Origin of the sequence: Accumulibacter sp. (assembly GCF_023806625.1) — a bacterium.
Classification (GTDB): domain Bacteria; phylum Pseudomonadota; class Gammaproteobacteria; order Burkholderiales; family Rhodocyclaceae; genus Accumulibacter.
Genome location: NZ_JAMTDX010000056.1, coordinates 108,038 through 122,500 on the forward strand (window position 1 = coordinate 108,038; position 14,463 = coordinate 122,500).

At 63.2% G+C, this 14,463-nt stretch carries 30 protein-coding genes (1 of these 30 running past the window's edge); all 30 read right to left on the reverse strand.

Features of this window, described 5'->3' with window-relative positions:
- Positions 1 to 56: 56 nt before the first annotated feature.
- Positions 57 to 437: a 50S ribosomal protein L17 gene (rplQ, locus tag NFW05_RS10145; RefSeq protein WP_295305903.1), complete on the reverse strand. Its 381-nt coding sequence runs from the start codon at positions 435 to 437 to the stop codon at positions 57 to 59.
- A 30-nt stretch (positions 438 to 467) separates the two neighbouring features.
- The gene (gene rpoA / locus NFW05_RS10150) at positions 468 to 1,442 is read right to left on the reverse strand and encodes a DNA-directed RNA polymerase subunit alpha (protein WP_295305906.1); all 975 of its coding nucleotides are present in this window, start codon (positions 1,440 to 1,442) and stop codon (positions 468 to 470) included.
- 40 nt (positions 1,443 to 1,482) lie between these two features.
- The gene (rpsD, locus tag NFW05_RS10155) at positions 1,483 to 2,112 is read right to left on the reverse strand and encodes a 30S ribosomal protein S4 (RefSeq protein ID WP_295305909.1); all 630 of its coding nucleotides are present in this window, start codon (positions 2,110 to 2,112) and stop codon (positions 1,483 to 1,485) included.
- Between the two features lie 11 nt (positions 2,113 to 2,123).
- Positions 2,124 to 2,519 (reverse strand): 30S ribosomal protein S11, encoded by a 396-nt coding sequence (gene rpsK / locus NFW05_RS10160; protein ID WP_295305912.1) that lies wholly within the window; start codon positions 2,517 to 2,519, stop codon positions 2,124 to 2,126.
- 21 nt (positions 2,520 to 2,540) lie between these two features.
- A complete protein-coding gene (rpsM, locus tag NFW05_RS10165; protein ID WP_295305915.1) occupies positions 2,541 to 2,903 on the reverse strand; it encodes a 30S ribosomal protein S13 in 363 nt (120 codons plus the stop codon).
- A gap of 70 nt (positions 2,904 to 2,973) precedes the next feature.
- On the reverse strand, positions 2,974 to 3,087 hold the full coding sequence (rpmJ, locus tag NFW05_RS10170) for a 50S ribosomal protein L36 (protein ID WP_295305918.1): 114 nt from the start codon (positions 3,085 to 3,087) through the stop codon (positions 2,974 to 2,976).
- A 214-nt stretch (positions 3,088 to 3,301) separates the two neighbouring features.
- Positions 3,302 to 3,520 carry a translation initiation factor IF-1 gene (gene infA, locus NFW05_RS10175; RefSeq protein ID WP_034923767.1) on the reverse strand — a complete coding sequence of 73 codons (219 nt, stop codon included), beginning with the start codon at positions 3,518 to 3,520 and terminating at the stop codon, positions 3,302 to 3,304.
- A gap of 1 nt (position 3,521) precedes the next feature.
- On the reverse strand, positions 3,522 to 4,847 hold the full coding sequence (gene secY / locus NFW05_RS10180) for a preprotein translocase subunit SecY (RefSeq protein WP_295305925.1): 1,326 nt from the start codon (positions 4,845 to 4,847) through the stop codon (positions 3,522 to 3,524).
- Positions 4,848 to 4,872: 25 nt separating this feature from the next.
- Entirely contained in the window at positions 4,873 to 5,307 is a 435-nt protein-coding gene (rplO, locus tag NFW05_RS10185; RefSeq protein WP_295305928.1) for a 50S ribosomal protein L15, read from the reverse strand.
- A 1-nt stretch (position 5,308) separates the two neighbouring features.
- The gene (rpmD, locus tag NFW05_RS10190) at positions 5,309 to 5,491 is read right to left on the reverse strand and encodes a 50S ribosomal protein L30 (protein ID WP_295305931.1); all 183 of its coding nucleotides are present in this window, start codon (positions 5,489 to 5,491) and stop codon (positions 5,309 to 5,311) included.
- A 3-nt stretch (positions 5,492 to 5,494) separates the two neighbouring features.
- The gene (gene rpsE / locus NFW05_RS10195; RefSeq protein WP_295305934.1) at positions 5,495 to 6,019 is read right to left on the reverse strand and encodes a 30S ribosomal protein S5; all 525 of its coding nucleotides are present in this window, start codon (positions 6,017 to 6,019) and stop codon (positions 5,495 to 5,497) included.
- 28 nt (positions 6,020 to 6,047) lie between these two features.
- Positions 6,048 to 6,404 carry a 50S ribosomal protein L18 gene (rplR, locus tag NFW05_RS10200; RefSeq protein WP_295305937.1) on the reverse strand — a complete coding sequence of 119 codons (357 nt, stop codon included), beginning with the start codon at positions 6,402 to 6,404 and terminating at the stop codon, positions 6,048 to 6,050.
- 10 nt (positions 6,405 to 6,414) lie between these two features.
- Positions 6,415 to 6,951, reverse strand: a complete 537-nt coding sequence (rplF, locus tag NFW05_RS10205) for a 50S ribosomal protein L6 (protein WP_295305940.1) — start codon at positions 6,949 to 6,951, stop codon at positions 6,415 to 6,417.
- A 9-nt stretch (positions 6,952 to 6,960) separates the two neighbouring features.
- Positions 6,961 to 7,356, reverse strand: coding sequence for a 30S ribosomal protein S8 (gene rpsH, locus NFW05_RS10210; protein ID WP_295305943.1), 396 nt, complete (start codon positions 7,354 to 7,356; stop codon positions 6,961 to 6,963).
- A 15-nt stretch (positions 7,357 to 7,371) separates the two neighbouring features.
- Positions 7,372 to 7,677 carry a 30S ribosomal protein S14 gene (gene rpsN / locus NFW05_RS10215; protein WP_295305945.1) on the reverse strand — a complete coding sequence of 102 codons (306 nt, stop codon included), beginning with the start codon at positions 7,675 to 7,677 and terminating at the stop codon, positions 7,372 to 7,374.
- Between the two features lie 6 nt (positions 7,678 to 7,683).
- Positions 7,684 to 8,223: a 50S ribosomal protein L5 gene (gene rplE, locus NFW05_RS10220; protein ID WP_295305948.1), complete on the reverse strand. Its 540-nt coding sequence runs from the start codon at positions 8,221 to 8,223 to the stop codon at positions 7,684 to 7,686.
- 9 nt (positions 8,224 to 8,232) lie between these two features.
- Positions 8,233 to 8,550, reverse strand: coding sequence for a 50S ribosomal protein L24 (rplX, locus tag NFW05_RS10225; RefSeq protein WP_295305951.1), 318 nt, complete (start codon positions 8,548 to 8,550; stop codon positions 8,233 to 8,235).
- An 8-nt stretch (positions 8,551 to 8,558) separates the two neighbouring features.
- Positions 8,559 to 8,927 (reverse strand): 50S ribosomal protein L14, encoded by a 369-nt coding sequence (gene rplN, locus NFW05_RS10230; RefSeq protein ID WP_295305953.1) that lies wholly within the window; start codon positions 8,925 to 8,927, stop codon positions 8,559 to 8,561.
- Between the two features lie 131 nt (positions 8,928 to 9,058).
- Complete coding sequence (gene rpsQ, locus NFW05_RS10235; protein ID WP_295305958.1) at positions 9,059 to 9,328, reverse strand: 30S ribosomal protein S17; 270 nt, start codon at positions 9,326 to 9,328, stop codon at positions 9,059 to 9,061.
- Positions 9,325 to 9,519, reverse strand: coding sequence for a 50S ribosomal protein L29 (rpmC, locus tag NFW05_RS10240; RefSeq protein ID WP_295305961.1), 195 nt, complete (start codon positions 9,517 to 9,519; stop codon positions 9,325 to 9,327). The genes rpsQ and rpmC overlap by 4 nt, the downstream gene beginning before the upstream one ends.
- A 2-nt stretch (positions 9,520 to 9,521) precedes the next feature.
- A complete protein-coding gene (gene rplP / locus NFW05_RS10245; protein WP_295305964.1) occupies positions 9,522 to 9,935 on the reverse strand; it encodes a 50S ribosomal protein L16 in 414 nt (137 codons plus the stop codon).
- On the reverse strand, positions 9,919 to 10,773 hold the full coding sequence (rpsC, locus tag NFW05_RS10250; protein ID WP_295305967.1) for a 30S ribosomal protein S3: 855 nt from the start codon (positions 10,771 to 10,773) through the stop codon (positions 9,919 to 9,921). The genes rplP and rpsC overlap by 17 nt, the downstream gene beginning before the upstream one ends.
- A 9-nt stretch (positions 10,774 to 10,782) precedes the next feature.
- Entirely contained in the window at positions 10,783 to 11,112 is a 330-nt protein-coding gene (gene rplV, locus NFW05_RS10255) for a 50S ribosomal protein L22 (RefSeq protein ID WP_295305969.1), read from the reverse strand.
- Between the two features lie 10 nt (positions 11,113 to 11,122).
- On the reverse strand, positions 11,123 to 11,398 hold the full coding sequence (gene rpsS, locus NFW05_RS10260) for a 30S ribosomal protein S19 (protein ID WP_295305972.1): 276 nt from the start codon (positions 11,396 to 11,398) through the stop codon (positions 11,123 to 11,125).
- 13 nt (positions 11,399 to 11,411) lie between these two features.
- Entirely contained in the window at positions 11,412 to 12,239 is an 828-nt protein-coding gene (rplB, locus tag NFW05_RS10265; RefSeq protein ID WP_295305975.1) for a 50S ribosomal protein L2, read from the reverse strand.
- A complete protein-coding gene (gene rplW / locus NFW05_RS10270; RefSeq protein WP_295305978.1) occupies positions 12,239 to 12,541 on the reverse strand; it encodes a 50S ribosomal protein L23 in 303 nt (100 codons plus the stop codon). Before rplW ends, rplB begins: the two co-directional genes overlap by 1 nt.
- Positions 12,538 to 13,158, reverse strand: coding sequence for a 50S ribosomal protein L4 (rplD, locus tag NFW05_RS10275; protein WP_295305981.1), 621 nt, complete (start codon positions 13,156 to 13,158; stop codon positions 12,538 to 12,540). Before rplD ends, rplW begins: the two co-directional genes overlap by 4 nt.
- Positions 13,159 to 13,803 (reverse strand): 50S ribosomal protein L3, encoded by a 645-nt coding sequence (gene rplC, locus NFW05_RS10280; RefSeq protein WP_295305984.1) that lies wholly within the window; start codon positions 13,801 to 13,803, stop codon positions 13,159 to 13,161.
- Positions 13,804 to 13,914: 111 nt separating this feature from the next.
- Positions 13,915 to 14,226, reverse strand: a complete 312-nt coding sequence (gene rpsJ / locus NFW05_RS10285; protein ID WP_295305987.1) for a 30S ribosomal protein S10 — start codon at positions 14,224 to 14,226, stop codon at positions 13,915 to 13,917.
- Positions 14,227 to 14,279: 53 nt separating this feature from the next.
- Positions 14,280 to 14,463: the final stretch of an elongation factor Tu gene (tuf, locus tag NFW05_RS10290; RefSeq protein WP_295305989.1), read on the reverse strand. The gene runs 1,007 nt beyond the window's last position; 184 of the gene's 1,191 nt are visible here — the last part of the coding sequence; the start codon falls outside the window, past its right edge — the gene reads right to left on this strand; the stop codon is at positions 14,280 to 14,282.

Genomic DNA, 14,463 nt, shown 5'->3' on the forward strand with positions numbered 1-14,463 from the left:
CAGAAGCGAGGAAGCCAGGCAATCGCCTGGCTTCCTCGCTTCTGGTCGCGGCGCGATCAGCTGGCCGCCGCTTCGGCCTCTGGTCGATCGAGCAGTTCGACGAAGGCCATCGGTGCATTGTCACCCTCGCGGAAGCCGCACTTCAGGATGCGCACGTAGCCCCCGTTGCGCGTCGCGTAACGCGGCCCGAGCTCGTCAAAGACCTTGACGACCATGTCCCGGTCGCGCAGGCGGCTGAAAGCGAGGCGCCGGTTGGCGACCGTCGGGGTCTTGCCGAGGGTGATGATCGGCTCGACCACCCGCCTGAGCTCCTTGGCCTTCGGCAGCGTGGTCCTGATCATCTCCTCGCGCAGCAGCGAGACGGTGATGTTGCGCAGCATCGCCAACCGGTGCGAGCTCGTACGGTTCAGTTTGCGAAGACCCAAACGGTGACGCATTTCAGTTCCTTCCTGTTCTTGTCCGGGGATTCACTTCTCGAGCCCGGCCGGCGGCCAGTTCTCGAGCTTCATGCCCAGCGTCAGGCCACGCGCGGCCAGCACTTCCTTGATTTCGTTGAGCGACTTCCGACCCAGGTTGGGCGTCTTGAGCAGTTCATTCTCGGTCCGCTGGATCAGGTCGCCGATGTAATAGATGTTCTCGGCTTTGAGGCAGTTGGCCGAGCGGACCGTCAGTTCGAGGTCGTCGACCGGACGGAGCAGCAGCGGATCCACCTGGACGGCCTTCTGGTACTCGATCGGCATCGAAGTGCCGGCGAGGTCGGCGAACACCGACAGCTGCTCCATGAGGATCCGCGCCGCCGAGCGAATCGCCTCCTCGGGCTCGATCGCACCGTTGGTCTCGATATCCATGATCAGCTTGTCGAGGTCGGTGCGCTGCTCGACGCGCGCGGCCTCGACGGCGTAGCTGACTCGCCGGACTGGACTGAACGAGGCGTCGAGCACGAGCTTGCCGATGTTCTTGCTGGTGTCGCTCAGATCGCGGAGATTGCCGGCGACGTAGCCGCGCGCGCGCTCGACTTTCATCTCCATGGCCAGCTTTCCGCCAGCGGAGAGGTGAGCGATGACGTGCTCGGGGTTGATGATCTCGACGTCGTGGGTGACCTCGATATCGCGTGCCAGGACGACGCCCTTGCCTTCCTTGCGCAGATGCAGCGTGACCTCATCGCGATTGTGCAGCTTGAACACCACGGCCTTGAGGTTGAGCAGGATATCGACGACGTCCTCCTGAACGCCATCGATCGTCGAGTACTCGTGGAGGACGCCGTCGATGCTGACCTCGGTCGGTGCGTAGCCAGGCATCGAGGAAAGCAGGATCCGCCGCAGCGCGTTCCCCAGAGTGTGCCCGAAACCGCGCTCGAACGGCTCCATGACCACCCGTGCATGCACTGGCGACACGCTCTGCACATCGATGATGCGTGGTTTAAGTAGTCCACTGCTTTGCATTTACAGTCCTCTTGCCCGAGCCGGCGACACCCCGCCGGGATTACTTCGAGTACAGTTCGATGACCAGGCTTTCGTTGATCGTCGGCGGCAGTTCGCTGCGTTCCGGGTGAGCCTTGTAGACCCCCTTGGCCTCCTTGGCGTCGACGTCGACCCATTGTGGGAAGCCCCGGGACTCGGCGGCGGCGAGTGCTGCCTTGATTCGCAGCTGCCCTCTGGCCTTCTCGCAGACTTCGATGACGTCACCCGGCCGCACCTGATAGGAGGGAATGTTCACCCGCCGGCCGTTGACCAGCACGCCATTGTGCCGGACGACCTGGCGCGATTCGGCACGCGAGCCGGCAAAGCCCATCCGGTAGCAGACGCTGTCGAGCCGGGATTCGAGAAGTTGCAGCAGAACTTCACCGGTCACCCCGCGGCGCCGGTCGGCTTCCTTGTAGACCTTGCGGAACTGCCCCTCGAGGACGCCATAGACGCGGCGGATTTTTTGCTTCTCGCGCAGATGAACGCCGTAATCGGAGAGGCGCTGGCCAGACTTCTGCCCGTGTTGACCAGGCGCATACGAACGACGCTCGATGGCGCACTTGTCCGTGAAGCACTTCTCCCCCTTGAGGAACAGCTTCTCTCCCTCGCGGCGGCACTGCCGGCATTTCGGATCGAGATTGCGAGCCACGTCTGTCCCTCCTAGATCCGGCGCCGCTTCGGCGGGCGGCAACCATTGTGCGGAATTGGCGTCACGTCGGTGATCGCGGTGATCTTCATGCCCAGCGCATTGAGCGCGCGCACCGAAGACTCGCGGCCAGGGCCCGGCCCCTTGATGCGCACCTCGAGGTTCTTTACGCCGCACTCGACGGCGACACGGCCGGCCGCCTCGGCGGCGACCTGCGCGGCGAACGGCGTGCTCTTGCGTGAGCCCTTGAAACCGGCGCCACCCGAAGTCGCCCAGGACAGCGCGTTGCCCTGCCGATCGGTAATGGTGATGATCGTGTTGTTGAACGACGCGTGGATGTGCGCGACACCCTCGGCGACGTTTTTCCTGATCTTGACTTTCTTGCGAACTCTAGTGGCAGTCTTGGCCATCCTCAGATCCCTGGTTACTCGTTATTTCTTGCCGGCGATCGGCTTGCGCGGGCCCTTGCGCGTGCGCGCGTTGGTTCGCGTGCGCTGCCCGCGAACCGGGAGGCCCTTGCGATGGCGCAGCCCGCGATAGCAGCCGAGGTCCATCAGCCGCTTGATGCTCATCGTGACTTCGCGGCGCAGGTCGCCTTCGACGGTGTACTTGCCGATCTCGTCGCGCAGGCGATCCAGTTCGGCCTCGGTCAGGTCCTTCATCTTCGTCGAACGCCGAACGCCGGCCGAATCGCAGATCTTCTGCGCGCGCGGACGCCCGATACCGTAGATCGCAGTCAGGGCAATCTCGGCATGCTGGTGATTAGGGAGGTTTACGCCTGCTATGCGGGCCATCGATTCACCCCGAAAAGTTGAGACTTGCTGTTATATGTCGAACCGCCGGCTGGCTGACCGCACGCGGCAGTCAACCCTGACGCTGCTTGTGGCGCTGATCCGGACAGATCACGCGGACGATGCCATGACGCCGGATGATCTTGCACTTCCGGCAGATGCGCTTCACCGATGCCTGTACTTTCATGTCCTGCTCCTGGTCCCTGTGGCGTCAGAACTGGTGAATCAATCAGCTGCCCGGCGCATTTGCAGCCTTGCCCACCCGCTCACTCCTCGCCTGCCCTAGTTCTGATATGTCTGGTCGTTCGCTCGCCTGGGTCGTACTTCCCGGCCGGCTCGCGGCGATTTCTCTACAACCTCCCGGGCCACGGCCGGCGGCCTCGGCTGAGCCCGGAGGTTTCCTACTTGGCGCGAAAGACGATCCGCGCTCGGCTCAGATCGTAAGGCGTCAGCTGTACCGTCACCCTGTCGCCCGGCAGGATGCGGATGTAATGCATGCGCATCTTCCCGGAGATGAATCCGAGTACGACGTGCCCGTTCTCCAGCTTCACCCGGAAGGTGGCATTCGGGAGGTTCTCGATGACCTCCCCCTGCATTTCGATCAGATCTTCCTTTGCCATCCTACTTGACCGGCATTCCGGTCCCCTTGAAATTGGCCTTTTTCAGCAGGCTCTCGTACTGGTGTGACATCGCGTAGGCCTGGACCTGGGTCATGAAGTCCATGGTCACGACGACGATGATCAGCAGCGACGTGCCGCCGAAGTAGAAGGGCACATTCCACTTGAGGATCAGGAATTCAGGCAGCAGACAGACCACCGTGATGTACGCGGCGCCGACCAGCGTCAGCCGCATCAGGATCTTGTCGATGTAACGCGCCGTCTGCTCTCCAGGCCTGATGCCCGGCACGAAGGCGCCGCTGCGCTTGAGGTTGTCAGCCGTTTCCTTCGAGTTGAAGACCAGCGCCGTGTAGAAGAAACAGAAGAAGATGATCGCCGCAGCGTAGAGCATCACGTAGATCGGCTGGCCCGGCGACAGCGCCGCGGCAATGTCCTTGAGCCAGCGGACCGATTCGCCAGATCCGAACCAGCCGGCGATCGTCGCCGGGAAGAGGATGATCGACGACGCGAAGATCGGCGGGATGACTCCCGACATGTTCAGCTTGAGCGGCAGATGCGAACTCTGCCCACCGTAGATCTTGTTGCCGACCTGGCGCTTGGCGTAGTTGACGAGAATCTTGCGCTGTCCGCGTTCGACGAAAACGACGAAGGCGGTGACGAGGACGACGAGGACGCTGATCACCAGCGCGGTCAACGGGTGCATCGCCCCCGTGCGTACCAGCTCGAGCAGTCCACCGATGGCATTCGGCAGCCCAGCGGCGATGCCGGCGAAGATGATGATCGAAATGCCATTGCCCAGGCCCCGCTCGGTCACCTGCTCGCCGAGCCACATCAGGAACATCGTCCCGGTGACCAGCGTGGTCACCGTGACCAGCCGGAAAAGAATTCCGGGTTCGAGTACCAGCCCGGGTTGCGACTCGACGGCGATGGCGATCCCGATGCCCTGGAAGAAGGCGAGGAAGACGGTGCCGTAACGGGTGTACTGGGTGATCTTGCGCCGGCCCGCTTCGCCTTCCTTCTTCAGCGCCTCGAGCTGCGGACTCGCGTGGGTCATCAGCTGCATGATGATCGACGCCGAGATGTAGGGCATGATGCCGAGGGCGAAGATCGTGAAGCGCGACAGCGCGCCACCCGAGAACATGTTGAACATGCCCAGGATTCCGCCCTGCTGCTTGTTGAACAGTTGGCTGAGCACCTGTGCGTCGATCCCGGGAACGGGGATGTGCGAACCGATCCGGTAGACCACCAGCGCACCGAGCAGGAACCACAGGCGACGCTTCAGGTCACCGAATTTCCCGCCCTTGCCAAGAGTCGTTGCGCTCGCTACCAAGAAAGTATCCCCCAGCCGAACGTGTTCAGTCCGCGACGGTCCCGCCGGCCGCCTCGATCGCCGCGCGTGCCCCGGCGGTGGCGCGGACGCCGTTGAGGACGACCTTGCGCGAAATTTCGCCGGAAAGGACGACCTTCGCCGATAGCGCCTGCTGCGGAACGACCCCCGCCTGTTTGAGCACAGAGAGGTCGACTTCCTCGACCGGCAGCGCAGCCAGTTCCTCCAGGCGAACCTCGACGTTGCGCTCGTTGGTCAGCGACTTGAAGCCACGCTTCGGCAAGCGCCGCTGCAGTGGCATCTGCCCGCCCTCGAAGCCGACCTTCTGGAAGCCACCGGCGCGCGACTTCTGTCCCTTGTGGCCGCGACCACAGGTCTTGCCGAAGCCCGATCCGATACCGCGCCCGACGCGCTTGCGGTCGCAGCGTGCGCCCTTTGCCGGCGCCACGGTGTTGAGTTTCATCTCAGCCCTCACACTTGAGCAGGTACGAGACCTTGTTGATCATCCCCCGCACCGCCGGCGTGTCTTCGAGGACTGCGCTGCTCTGCAGACGACGCAGGCCAAGCCCGCGGACGGTCGCGCGATGCGACTGCTTCGTACCGATCAGGCTTCTGACCAGGGTCACCTTGACTGTCTTCTGGGCCATCTCTTACCCCATGATCTCTTCGACGGTCTTGCCGCGCTTGGCGGCGACCTCGGCCGGCGTGTTCATCGAGCGCAGGCCGTTGATCGTCGCACGGACGATGTTGTAGGGGTTCGTCGAACCGTGCGCCTTGGCCACGACGTTGCTCATCCCCATGACATCGAACACCGCGCGCATCGCGCCACCGGCGATGATCCCGGTGCCTTCGGGCGCCGGTTGCATCATCACTCGCGACGCACCGTGACGGCCGATCACCGTGTGCTGGAGCGTTCCGCCGCGCAGGCTGACCTTGATCAGGTTGCGCCGCGCTTCTTCCATCGCCTTCTGCACGGCAACCGGCACCTCGCGGGACTTGCCCTTGCCCATGCCGATCCGCCCGTCGCCGTCACCGACGACGGTCAGCGCAGCGAAGCCAAGGATCCGACCGCCCTTGACGACCTTCGTGACGCGATTGATCGAGATCATCTTTTCGCGCATCCCGTCGTCGGGCTTGTCGGCCTGCTGCGGTTTTCTGCTTTGCGGTTTAGCCATTGCTCACTCCCACTCCGATTCCCTGCGCTCAGAACTTGAGACCGGCCTCGCGCGCGGCCTCGGCGAGCGCTTTGACGCGCCCGTGGTATTGAAAGCCCGAACGATCGAACGCCACCTGCTCGATCCCTGCCTTCTTCGCCCGCTCGGCGATCAGCTGTCCGACGGCCCTGGCTGCGTCGACATTCCCGCCACTCGGCAGCGCCTTGCGCATGTCCGGTTCGAGCGACGAAGCCGCGGCGAGGACCTTCGAGCCACACGGCGAGATCACCTGCGCGTAAATGTGACAATTGCTGCGATGCACAGAGAGCCTGATGCACTTCATTTCGGCGATCTTCGCCCGAGTCTTGCGGGCCCTGCGCACACGCGCTTCCTTCTTGACGTTCATCTCGGCTCCCTTACTTCTTCTTCTTGGTTTCCTTGATCACGATCACTTCGTCAGCGTAACGCACCCCTTTCCCCTTGTAAGGCTCGGGAGCACGATACGCGCGGACCTCGGCTGCGACCTGACCGACGAGTTGGCGATCGACGCCCTTGATCAGCACCTCGGTCTGGCTCGGGGTCTCGGCCTTGATCCCCGCTGGCAGCCTGTACGCGACCTGGTGTGAGAAACCCAGGCTGAGGTTCAGCATGCCGCCCTGCGCCTGGGCGCGATAGCCAACGCCGACGAGCGTCAGGCGACGTTCGAAGCCCTTGCTCACTCCGGTGACCATGTTCGCAACCACGGCGCGCATCGTTCCGGAAAGCGCGTTCGACAACGCGTGCCCGGCGACCGGGCGGCAGCGCAAGGCGCCGTCAGCCTGTTCGACGGTCACCGCCGGGCTGCCGGGTATTTCGAGTGCGCCGAGCGGCCCGCGGACCGAGATGCGCTCCGGCGAGACCTCTACGGTAACCCCCTGGGGGACGGCAATCGGGTTCTTAGCTACTCGGGACATGCTTACCCCTTACGCGACGATACACAGCACTTCGCCACCGACGTGGCTGGCCCGAGCCTTGCGGTCGGTCATCACGCCTCTCGGCGTGGACACGATCGCCACGCCGAGCCCGTTCATCACCTGCGGGATCTCGCCGGCGCCACGGTAGACGCGCAGGCCGGGCCGCGAAACGCGATCGATGCGCTCGATCACCGGCCGACCCGCGTAGTATTTCAAGCCAATTTCGAGCTGCGGCTTGCCCCCCTGAACGCTGACCGAGAAATCCTCGACGTAGCCTTCGTCCCTGAGCACTTGGGCGATGGCCACCTTGACCTTCGACGACGGCATGACGACCGACGCCTTGCTGGCCATCTGGGCATTGCGGATGCGCGTCAGCATGTCGCTGATCGGGTCGCTCATACTCATCTCGTTCCCTCCTGGCTACCAGCTGGCCTTGATCATTCCGGGGACCTCGCCGTGCATCACGAAGTCGCGCAGCTTTCCTCGACCGAGACCGAACTTGCGGAAGACACCACGGGGACGGCCAGTGAGCGCGCAGCGGTTGCGCAGCCTCACCGGGCTGGAGTTGCGCGGCAGCGCCTGGATCTTGAGTCGTGCTTCGTAGCGGTCTTCGATCGACCGACTCTGGTCATCGATGACCGCGATCAGCTCGGCACGCTTCCGGGCATACTTCTGAACAGTTTTTCGCCGCTTTTCACCGCGGTTGATCACAGCGAGTTTCGCCATTTCGTCTCAGTTCCTGAAAGGGAATTTGAACGCGCGCAGCAGGGCACGAGCTTCTTCGTCCGTCTTTGCCGTCGTCGTGACGCTGATGTTCATGCCGCGCAGGGCGTCGATCTTGTCGTACTCGATTTCCGGGAAGATGATCTGCTCCCTGAGCCCGAGGCTGTAATTGCCGCGACCGTCGAAGCCCTTGCCCGAAATTCCGCGGAAATCGCGTACCCGCGGCAGGGCAACGGTGACCAGCCGATCGATGAACTCGAACATCCGCGGACCACGCAGCGTCACCTTGCAGCCGATCGCGTAGCCGGTACGGATCTTGAAACCGGCGATCGACTTGCGCGCCTTGGTGATCACCGGCTTCTGTCCCGAGATCCGGCCGAGGTCGCTGACCGCGTTGTCGAGAATCTTCTTGTCGGCGACGGCTTCGCCGACGCCCATGTTCAGGGTGACCTTGGTGATCCTCGGCACTTCCATCCTCGACTTGTAGCCGAATTGCCTGGTCAGATCGGGAACAACCGTCGTCTTGTAGTAGTCAAGCAAACGCGCCATGGCTGCTCCTTAGCCCCCCAACACTTCGCCGTTCGACTTGAAGAAGCGGACCTTCGTGCCGTCATCGAGCGTCCTGAAGCCGACGCGGTCGGCCTTTTTCGTCACCGGGTTGTAGAGTGCGACATTCGATACGTGCAGCGGCATCTCCTTCTCGATGATGCCACCCACCTGTCCCTTGACCGGATTCGGCTTGACGTGCTTCTTGACGCGATTGACGCCTTCGACGACCACGTGCTCGTCGTCCGCGCGACGCAGGATGGTCCCGCGCTTGCCCTTGTCCTTCCCGGCAATGACGACGACGTCGTCGCCCTTACGAATCTTTTCCATGACCTTCCTTAGAGCACCTCGGGCGCCAGAGAGACGATCTTCATGAAGCGGTCGCCGCGCAGTTCCCGGGTGACCGGTCCGAAAATCCGAGTACCCAACGGCTCGAGCTTGTTGCTCAGCAGCACTGCGGCGTTGTGGTCGAAACGGACCAGCGAACCGTCGCCACGCCGCACACCCTTCGCCGTCCGCACGACGACCGCGTTGTAAACGTCGCCCTTCTTGACGCGTCCGCGCGGCGCGGCGTCCTTCACGCTGACCTTGATGATGTCGCCGATGCCGGCGTAGCGCCGTTTGGATCCACCCAACACCTTGATGCACATCAGCGAACGGGCGCCGGTGTTGTCGGCGACGTCGAGAAGCGTCTGGACCTGAATCATCTGTCACTCCAACTTGGCCCGCACCGGCGGTCAGTCTTGGAACCCGCGAGGGGGAGAACCGCCCGGACTGCCGGGCAGCCGCGCGTGGGAAAACGTGCGATTATAAACGAAGCCGCACGAAAGACAAGAGGCTAAATGGCGACCGCCTTCTCCACAAGCTTGCTGACGACCCAGGACTTGGTCTTGGACATCGGTCGGGCCTCCTGGATTTCGACGACGTCGCCGAGTTTCGCCTGGTTGCCCTCGTTGTGCGCGTGATACTTGCTCGAGCGGACGATGATCTTGTCGTACATCGGGTGCCTGACCCGCCGCTCGACGAGCACGGTGACCGTCTTGTCCATCCGGTCGCTGACCACGCGCCCGATCAGGGTGCGCTTGTTGGCGATGATCTCGTCGCTCATTTCTCGACTGCCTTTTCACGGAGAAGCGTACGTACGCGCGCGATCTGGCGGCGCACCTTGCCCATCTGACTGGTGTTGGTCAACTGCTGGGTGGCCAGTTGCATGCGCAACCCGAAATGCGCCTTCAACAGATCGAGCAACTCCTGGTTGAGCTCGTCAACGCTCTTTGCTCTCAGCTCACTGACTTTCATGTCTATCCCACCATCCGGGTAACGAACACGGTCGGAATCGGCAACTTGGCAGCGGCCAGCGCGAAAGCCTCCCGCGCCAGACCTTCGTGGACGCCGTCCATCTCGTAGAGCACCTTGCCCGGCTTGATCTCGGCGACGTAGTACTCGGGGCTGCCCTTGCCGCTCCCCATGCGCACCTCGGCCGGCTTCTTCGAGATCGGCTTGTCGGGGAAGATACGGATCCAGATCCGGCCGCCACGCTTGATGTGCCGCGTCATTGCGCGCCTGGCCGCCTCGATCTGGCGAGCCGTCAGCCGGCCCCGACCGATTGCCTTCAGCCCGTAGTCACCGAAGCTGACCTTTGCACCGCAGGTCGCAAGGCCGGTGTTACGGCCCTTTTGCTCCTTGCGGTATTTTCTTCTAGCTGGCTGCAGCATCTGTCGTTCCTGCCTTTCTGACTCGTTTCACGCCCCCCCTGACCTCGCCGGCAGCGCCCTCGGGCTTGGCGCTCTCCTCGGCGCCCTCAGCTCGTGGCTTCGCGGAGCGCGCGGGCCGTTCGCCGGGATCGCCCGGACGCGGGCCCCGCCTCGGCCTGCGCAACTGCTCCTCGGCGACCGTCTCCGTCGATGCCGTCGGCTGCTCGTGGCGATTGAGGATCTCGCCCTTGAACACCCACACCTTGACGCCGATCAACCCGTAAGTGGTCAGCGCCTCGGAGGTCGCGTAGTCGATGTCGGCGCGCAGGGTGTGCAGCGGGACCCGTCCTTCCCGGTACCATTCGCGGCGCGCGATCTCGGCTCCGTTCAGCCGGCCCGAACTCATGATCTTGATGCCCTGTGCGCCGAGCCGCATCGCGTTCTGCATCGCCCGCTTCATCGCGCGCCGGAACATGATCCGCTTCTCGAGCTGCTGGGTGATCGAATCGGCGATCAGTTGCGCATCGAGTTCCGGCTTCCTGATCTCCTCGATGCTCACGTGCACCGGGACGCCCATGATCTTCTGCAGCGCCGCGCGAAGGTTCTCGATCTCCTCTCCCTTCTTGCCGATCACCACCCCCGGCCTGGCCGAAAACACGGTGACCCGGGCGTTCTTGGCCGGACGCTCGATCAGAATCCGTCCCACCGACGCGTGCTTGAGCTTTTTTCTCAGGTACTCGCGGACGCGAACGTCCTCGTTGAGCATGCCGGCGAATTCCCGGTTGCCGGCGTACCACCTCGAAGACCAGTCACGCGTCACCGCCAGGCGAAAGCCAGCCGGATGAATCTTCTGTCCCATTGTCGTTCCTCAGTTGCCGACGGTCACGAAGACGTGGCAGGTCGGCTTGACGATCCGGTTTCCGCGCCCTTTCGCGCGTGCGGTGAAACGCCTGAGCACCGTGCCCTTCTCCACGCAGATGCTCCTGACCTTGAGCTCGTCGATGTCTGCGGCATCGTTGTGTTCGGCGTTGGCGATCGCCGACTCGAGCACCTTCTTGATGATCGACGCACCTTTCTTCGGGCTGAACGTCAGGATGTTCAGCGCCTTGTCGACCGGCAGACCGCGAATCTGATCGGCCACCAAGCGGCCCTTCTGGCTCGAAAGCCGGACGCCGCGCAAAACCGCACGAGTTTCCATTTCGACTCCCCTACTTCCTGGCCTTCTTGCCAGAGGTGTGCCCCTTGAAGGTACGGGTCAGCGAGAACTCGCCAAGTTTGTGCCCTACCATGTTCTCGGTGACGTAAACGGGAATGTGCTGCTTGCCGTTATGCACCGCGATCGTCAGTCCAACGAAATCGGGGAGCACCGTCGACCGGCGTGACCAAGTCTTGATCGGGCGTTTGTCACCGGTCGCACGGACCACGCTGACCTTCTTGATCAGATGGGCATCCGCGAAGGGCCCCTTCTTGATGGAACGTCCCATGCTTTCCTATTCCTTAGCGTTTTTGACGGCGCTGCACGATCATCGAACTCGTGCGCTTGTTGCGACGCGTGCGATAGCCCTTGGTCTGCGTGCCCCACGGGCTGACCGGATGCATGCCCGATGCGGTCTTGCCTTCTCCACCTCCGTGGGGATGGTCGATCGGGTTCATCGCCACGCCCCTGACCGTCGGACGGATTCCGCGCCAGCGATTGCCGCCAGCCTTGCCAATCGAGCGCAGGCTGTGCTCCTCGTTACCGACTTCACCGATCGTCGCTCGACACTCGACATGAACTCGCCGGATCTCGCCCGAGCGCAGCCGCAACTGGGCATGGACGCCTTCCCTGGCCAGCAGTTGAACCGACGTACCAGCCGAGCGCGCGAGTTGCGCGCCTTTTCCGGGAACCATTTCGACGCAGTGCAGCGTCGTACCCACCGGGATATTCCTGATCGGCAGAGCGTTGCCGACCTTGATCGGAGCCTCGGAGCCGCTCGACACCTGCTGCCCGACGGTCAGCCCTTTCGGTGCAATGATGTAGCGGCGTTCGCCGTCCGCGTAGCAGAGCAGGGCGATGTTCGCCGTACGGTTCGGATCGTACTCGAGCCGCTCGACCTTGGCCGGGACGCCGTCCTTGTTGCGCTTGAAGTCGACCAGCCGGTAGTGCTGCTTGTGCCCGCCGCCCTTGTGCCGGGTCGTCACGTGGCCTTCGTTGTTGCGACCCGCACGTTTCGATTGCGGCTCGACGAGGCTGGCCAGCGGCCGCCCCTTGTGGAGATTGGGATTGACGACGCGGACGACTGCGCGGCGACCTGGCGAGGTCGGCTTGACCTTGACGAGAGCCATCAGGCTGCCCCCCCATCGACGAAGTTGATCTCCTGGCCGGGCTTGAGGCAGACATAAGCCTTCTTCCAGTTGTTTCGCCGCCCCGTCAACCGACCGAAGCGCTTCTTCTTGCCCTTCACGTTGGCCACCTTGACCGACTCGACCGACACCTTGAAGAGCATTTCGACGGCGCCCTTGATCTCGGGCTTGGTCGCATCGGGCAGCACACGGAAGACCACCTGCTCGTGCCTGTCGGCAACGAAGGTCGCTTTCTCCGAGATTTGCGGGGCCAGCAGGATCTGCATCAGACGTTGCGGGTTCATGCCAGGACCTCCTCCAACTTGGCCACTGCGGCGCGGGTCATCAGCACGCGGTCGAAACGCAGCAGCGACACGGGGTCCGCCTGGTGCACCTCGACGACCAGGACATGCGGAAGATTGCGGGACGCCAGCAGGACGTTCTCGTCCAGCTCGTCGGTGATCACCAGCACCGAGTCGTAACCCATGTTCCTGATCTTGGCGGCAAACAGTCTGGTCTTCGGCGCGTCGATCGACAGATTGTCGACCACCGCGAGGCGGTCTTCACGGGCGAGTTGCGAGAGGATAGAAGCGAGACCGGCCCGGTACATCTTCCTGTTGAGCTTCTGCCCGAAGTTCTCGGTCGGCGAGTTCGGAAAAACCCGACCGCCGCCTCGCCAGATGGGCGACGAAGACATGCCCGCGCGCGCGCGGCCAGTTCCCTTCTGCCGCCAGGGCTTTTTCGTGGTGTGGCGGACGTCGTGGCGATCCTTCTGGGCGCGATCAGCGCTGCGCGCGTTCGCCTGATAGGCGACGAGAACCTGATGGATCAGCGCCTCGTTGTATTCGCGTCCGAAGAGGACGTCGGAGGCTTCGATGCGGCTCGATTCCTGGCCGTTTTCATTGATCAGCTTGAGTTCCATTTACGCCCCCGCCTTGACCGCCGGACGCACGATCACGTCGCCGCCCTTGGACCCGGGGACTGCGCCCTTGACCAGGAGCAGTTGGCGGTCGACATCGACGCGGACGATCTCGAGGTTCTGCTGGGTACGCCTGACCGCGCCCATGTGCCCGGACATCTTCTTGCCCGGAAACACCCGACCCGGATCCTGAGCCATGCCGGTCGAGCCCGGAGCCTTGTGCGAGACCGAGTTGCCGTGCGCGGCTCCCTGCGAGCTGAAGTTGTGCCGCTTGATCGAACCCGCGAAGCCCTTGCCGATCGTCTGGCCAGTGACGTCCACCTTCTGGCCGACATTGAACATCGTGACGCTCAGGCGTTCACCGGGCTGCACGGCGCTCAACTCTTCGCTGGACAGGGGGAATTCCCTGAGCACCCGACCGGGCTCGACCGCCGCCTTGGCGAGGTGACCAGCCAGGGGCTTGTTCACACGCGAAGGCCGCCGGCGACCGAAGGCCACCTGGACTGCCGAGTATCCGTCCTTTGCGGTTGTCTTTATCTGGGCGACCCGATTGTCCGACACGTCGAGCACCGTTACCGGGACGCTGAGACCGTCGTCAGTAAAGATGCGGGTCATGCCGACCTTGCGCCCGACAAGGCCTAGAGTCATGCTTATTCTCCTCTGTCCGGCTGCGATTGGCCGGCGAGCGCTGCAAAAAACGGGCAGCGTACGACCCCGGCTGCCCGACGAAAGGCGGCGATTATAGCCGCACCCGGAGTGTTACTGCAACTTTATTTCCACGTCGACGCCCGCGGGCAGATCGAGTTTCATCAGCGCATCGACCGTCTTGTCGGTCGGATCGATGATGTCCATCAGGCGCAGGTGCGTGCGAATCTCGAACTGGTCGCGCGAGATCTTGTCCACGTGCGGAGAACGCAGGATGTCGAAGCGCTGGATCCGGGTCGGCAAGGGGACCGGGCCACGGACCACCGCGCCAGTGCGTTTCGCGGTATCGACGATCTGCTGCGCCGACTGATCGATCAGGCGATAGTCGAAGGCTTTCAGGCGGATTCGGATTTTCTGGTTTTGCATGTCTCATTCCAAAGAGCGATCGGCAGAGCGCTGCTCCACCGGGTTATCCGGAACTACTCGATGATTTTCGCGACGACGCCGGCGCCGACGGTTCGCCCACCCTCGCGGATCGCGAAGCGCAGGCCTTCTTCCATGGCAATCGGCGAAATCAGCTTCACCGTTATCTGCACGTTGTCGCCCGGCATGATCATCTCGACCCCTTCCGGCAGCGCGATCGCCCCGGTCACGTCCGTCGTC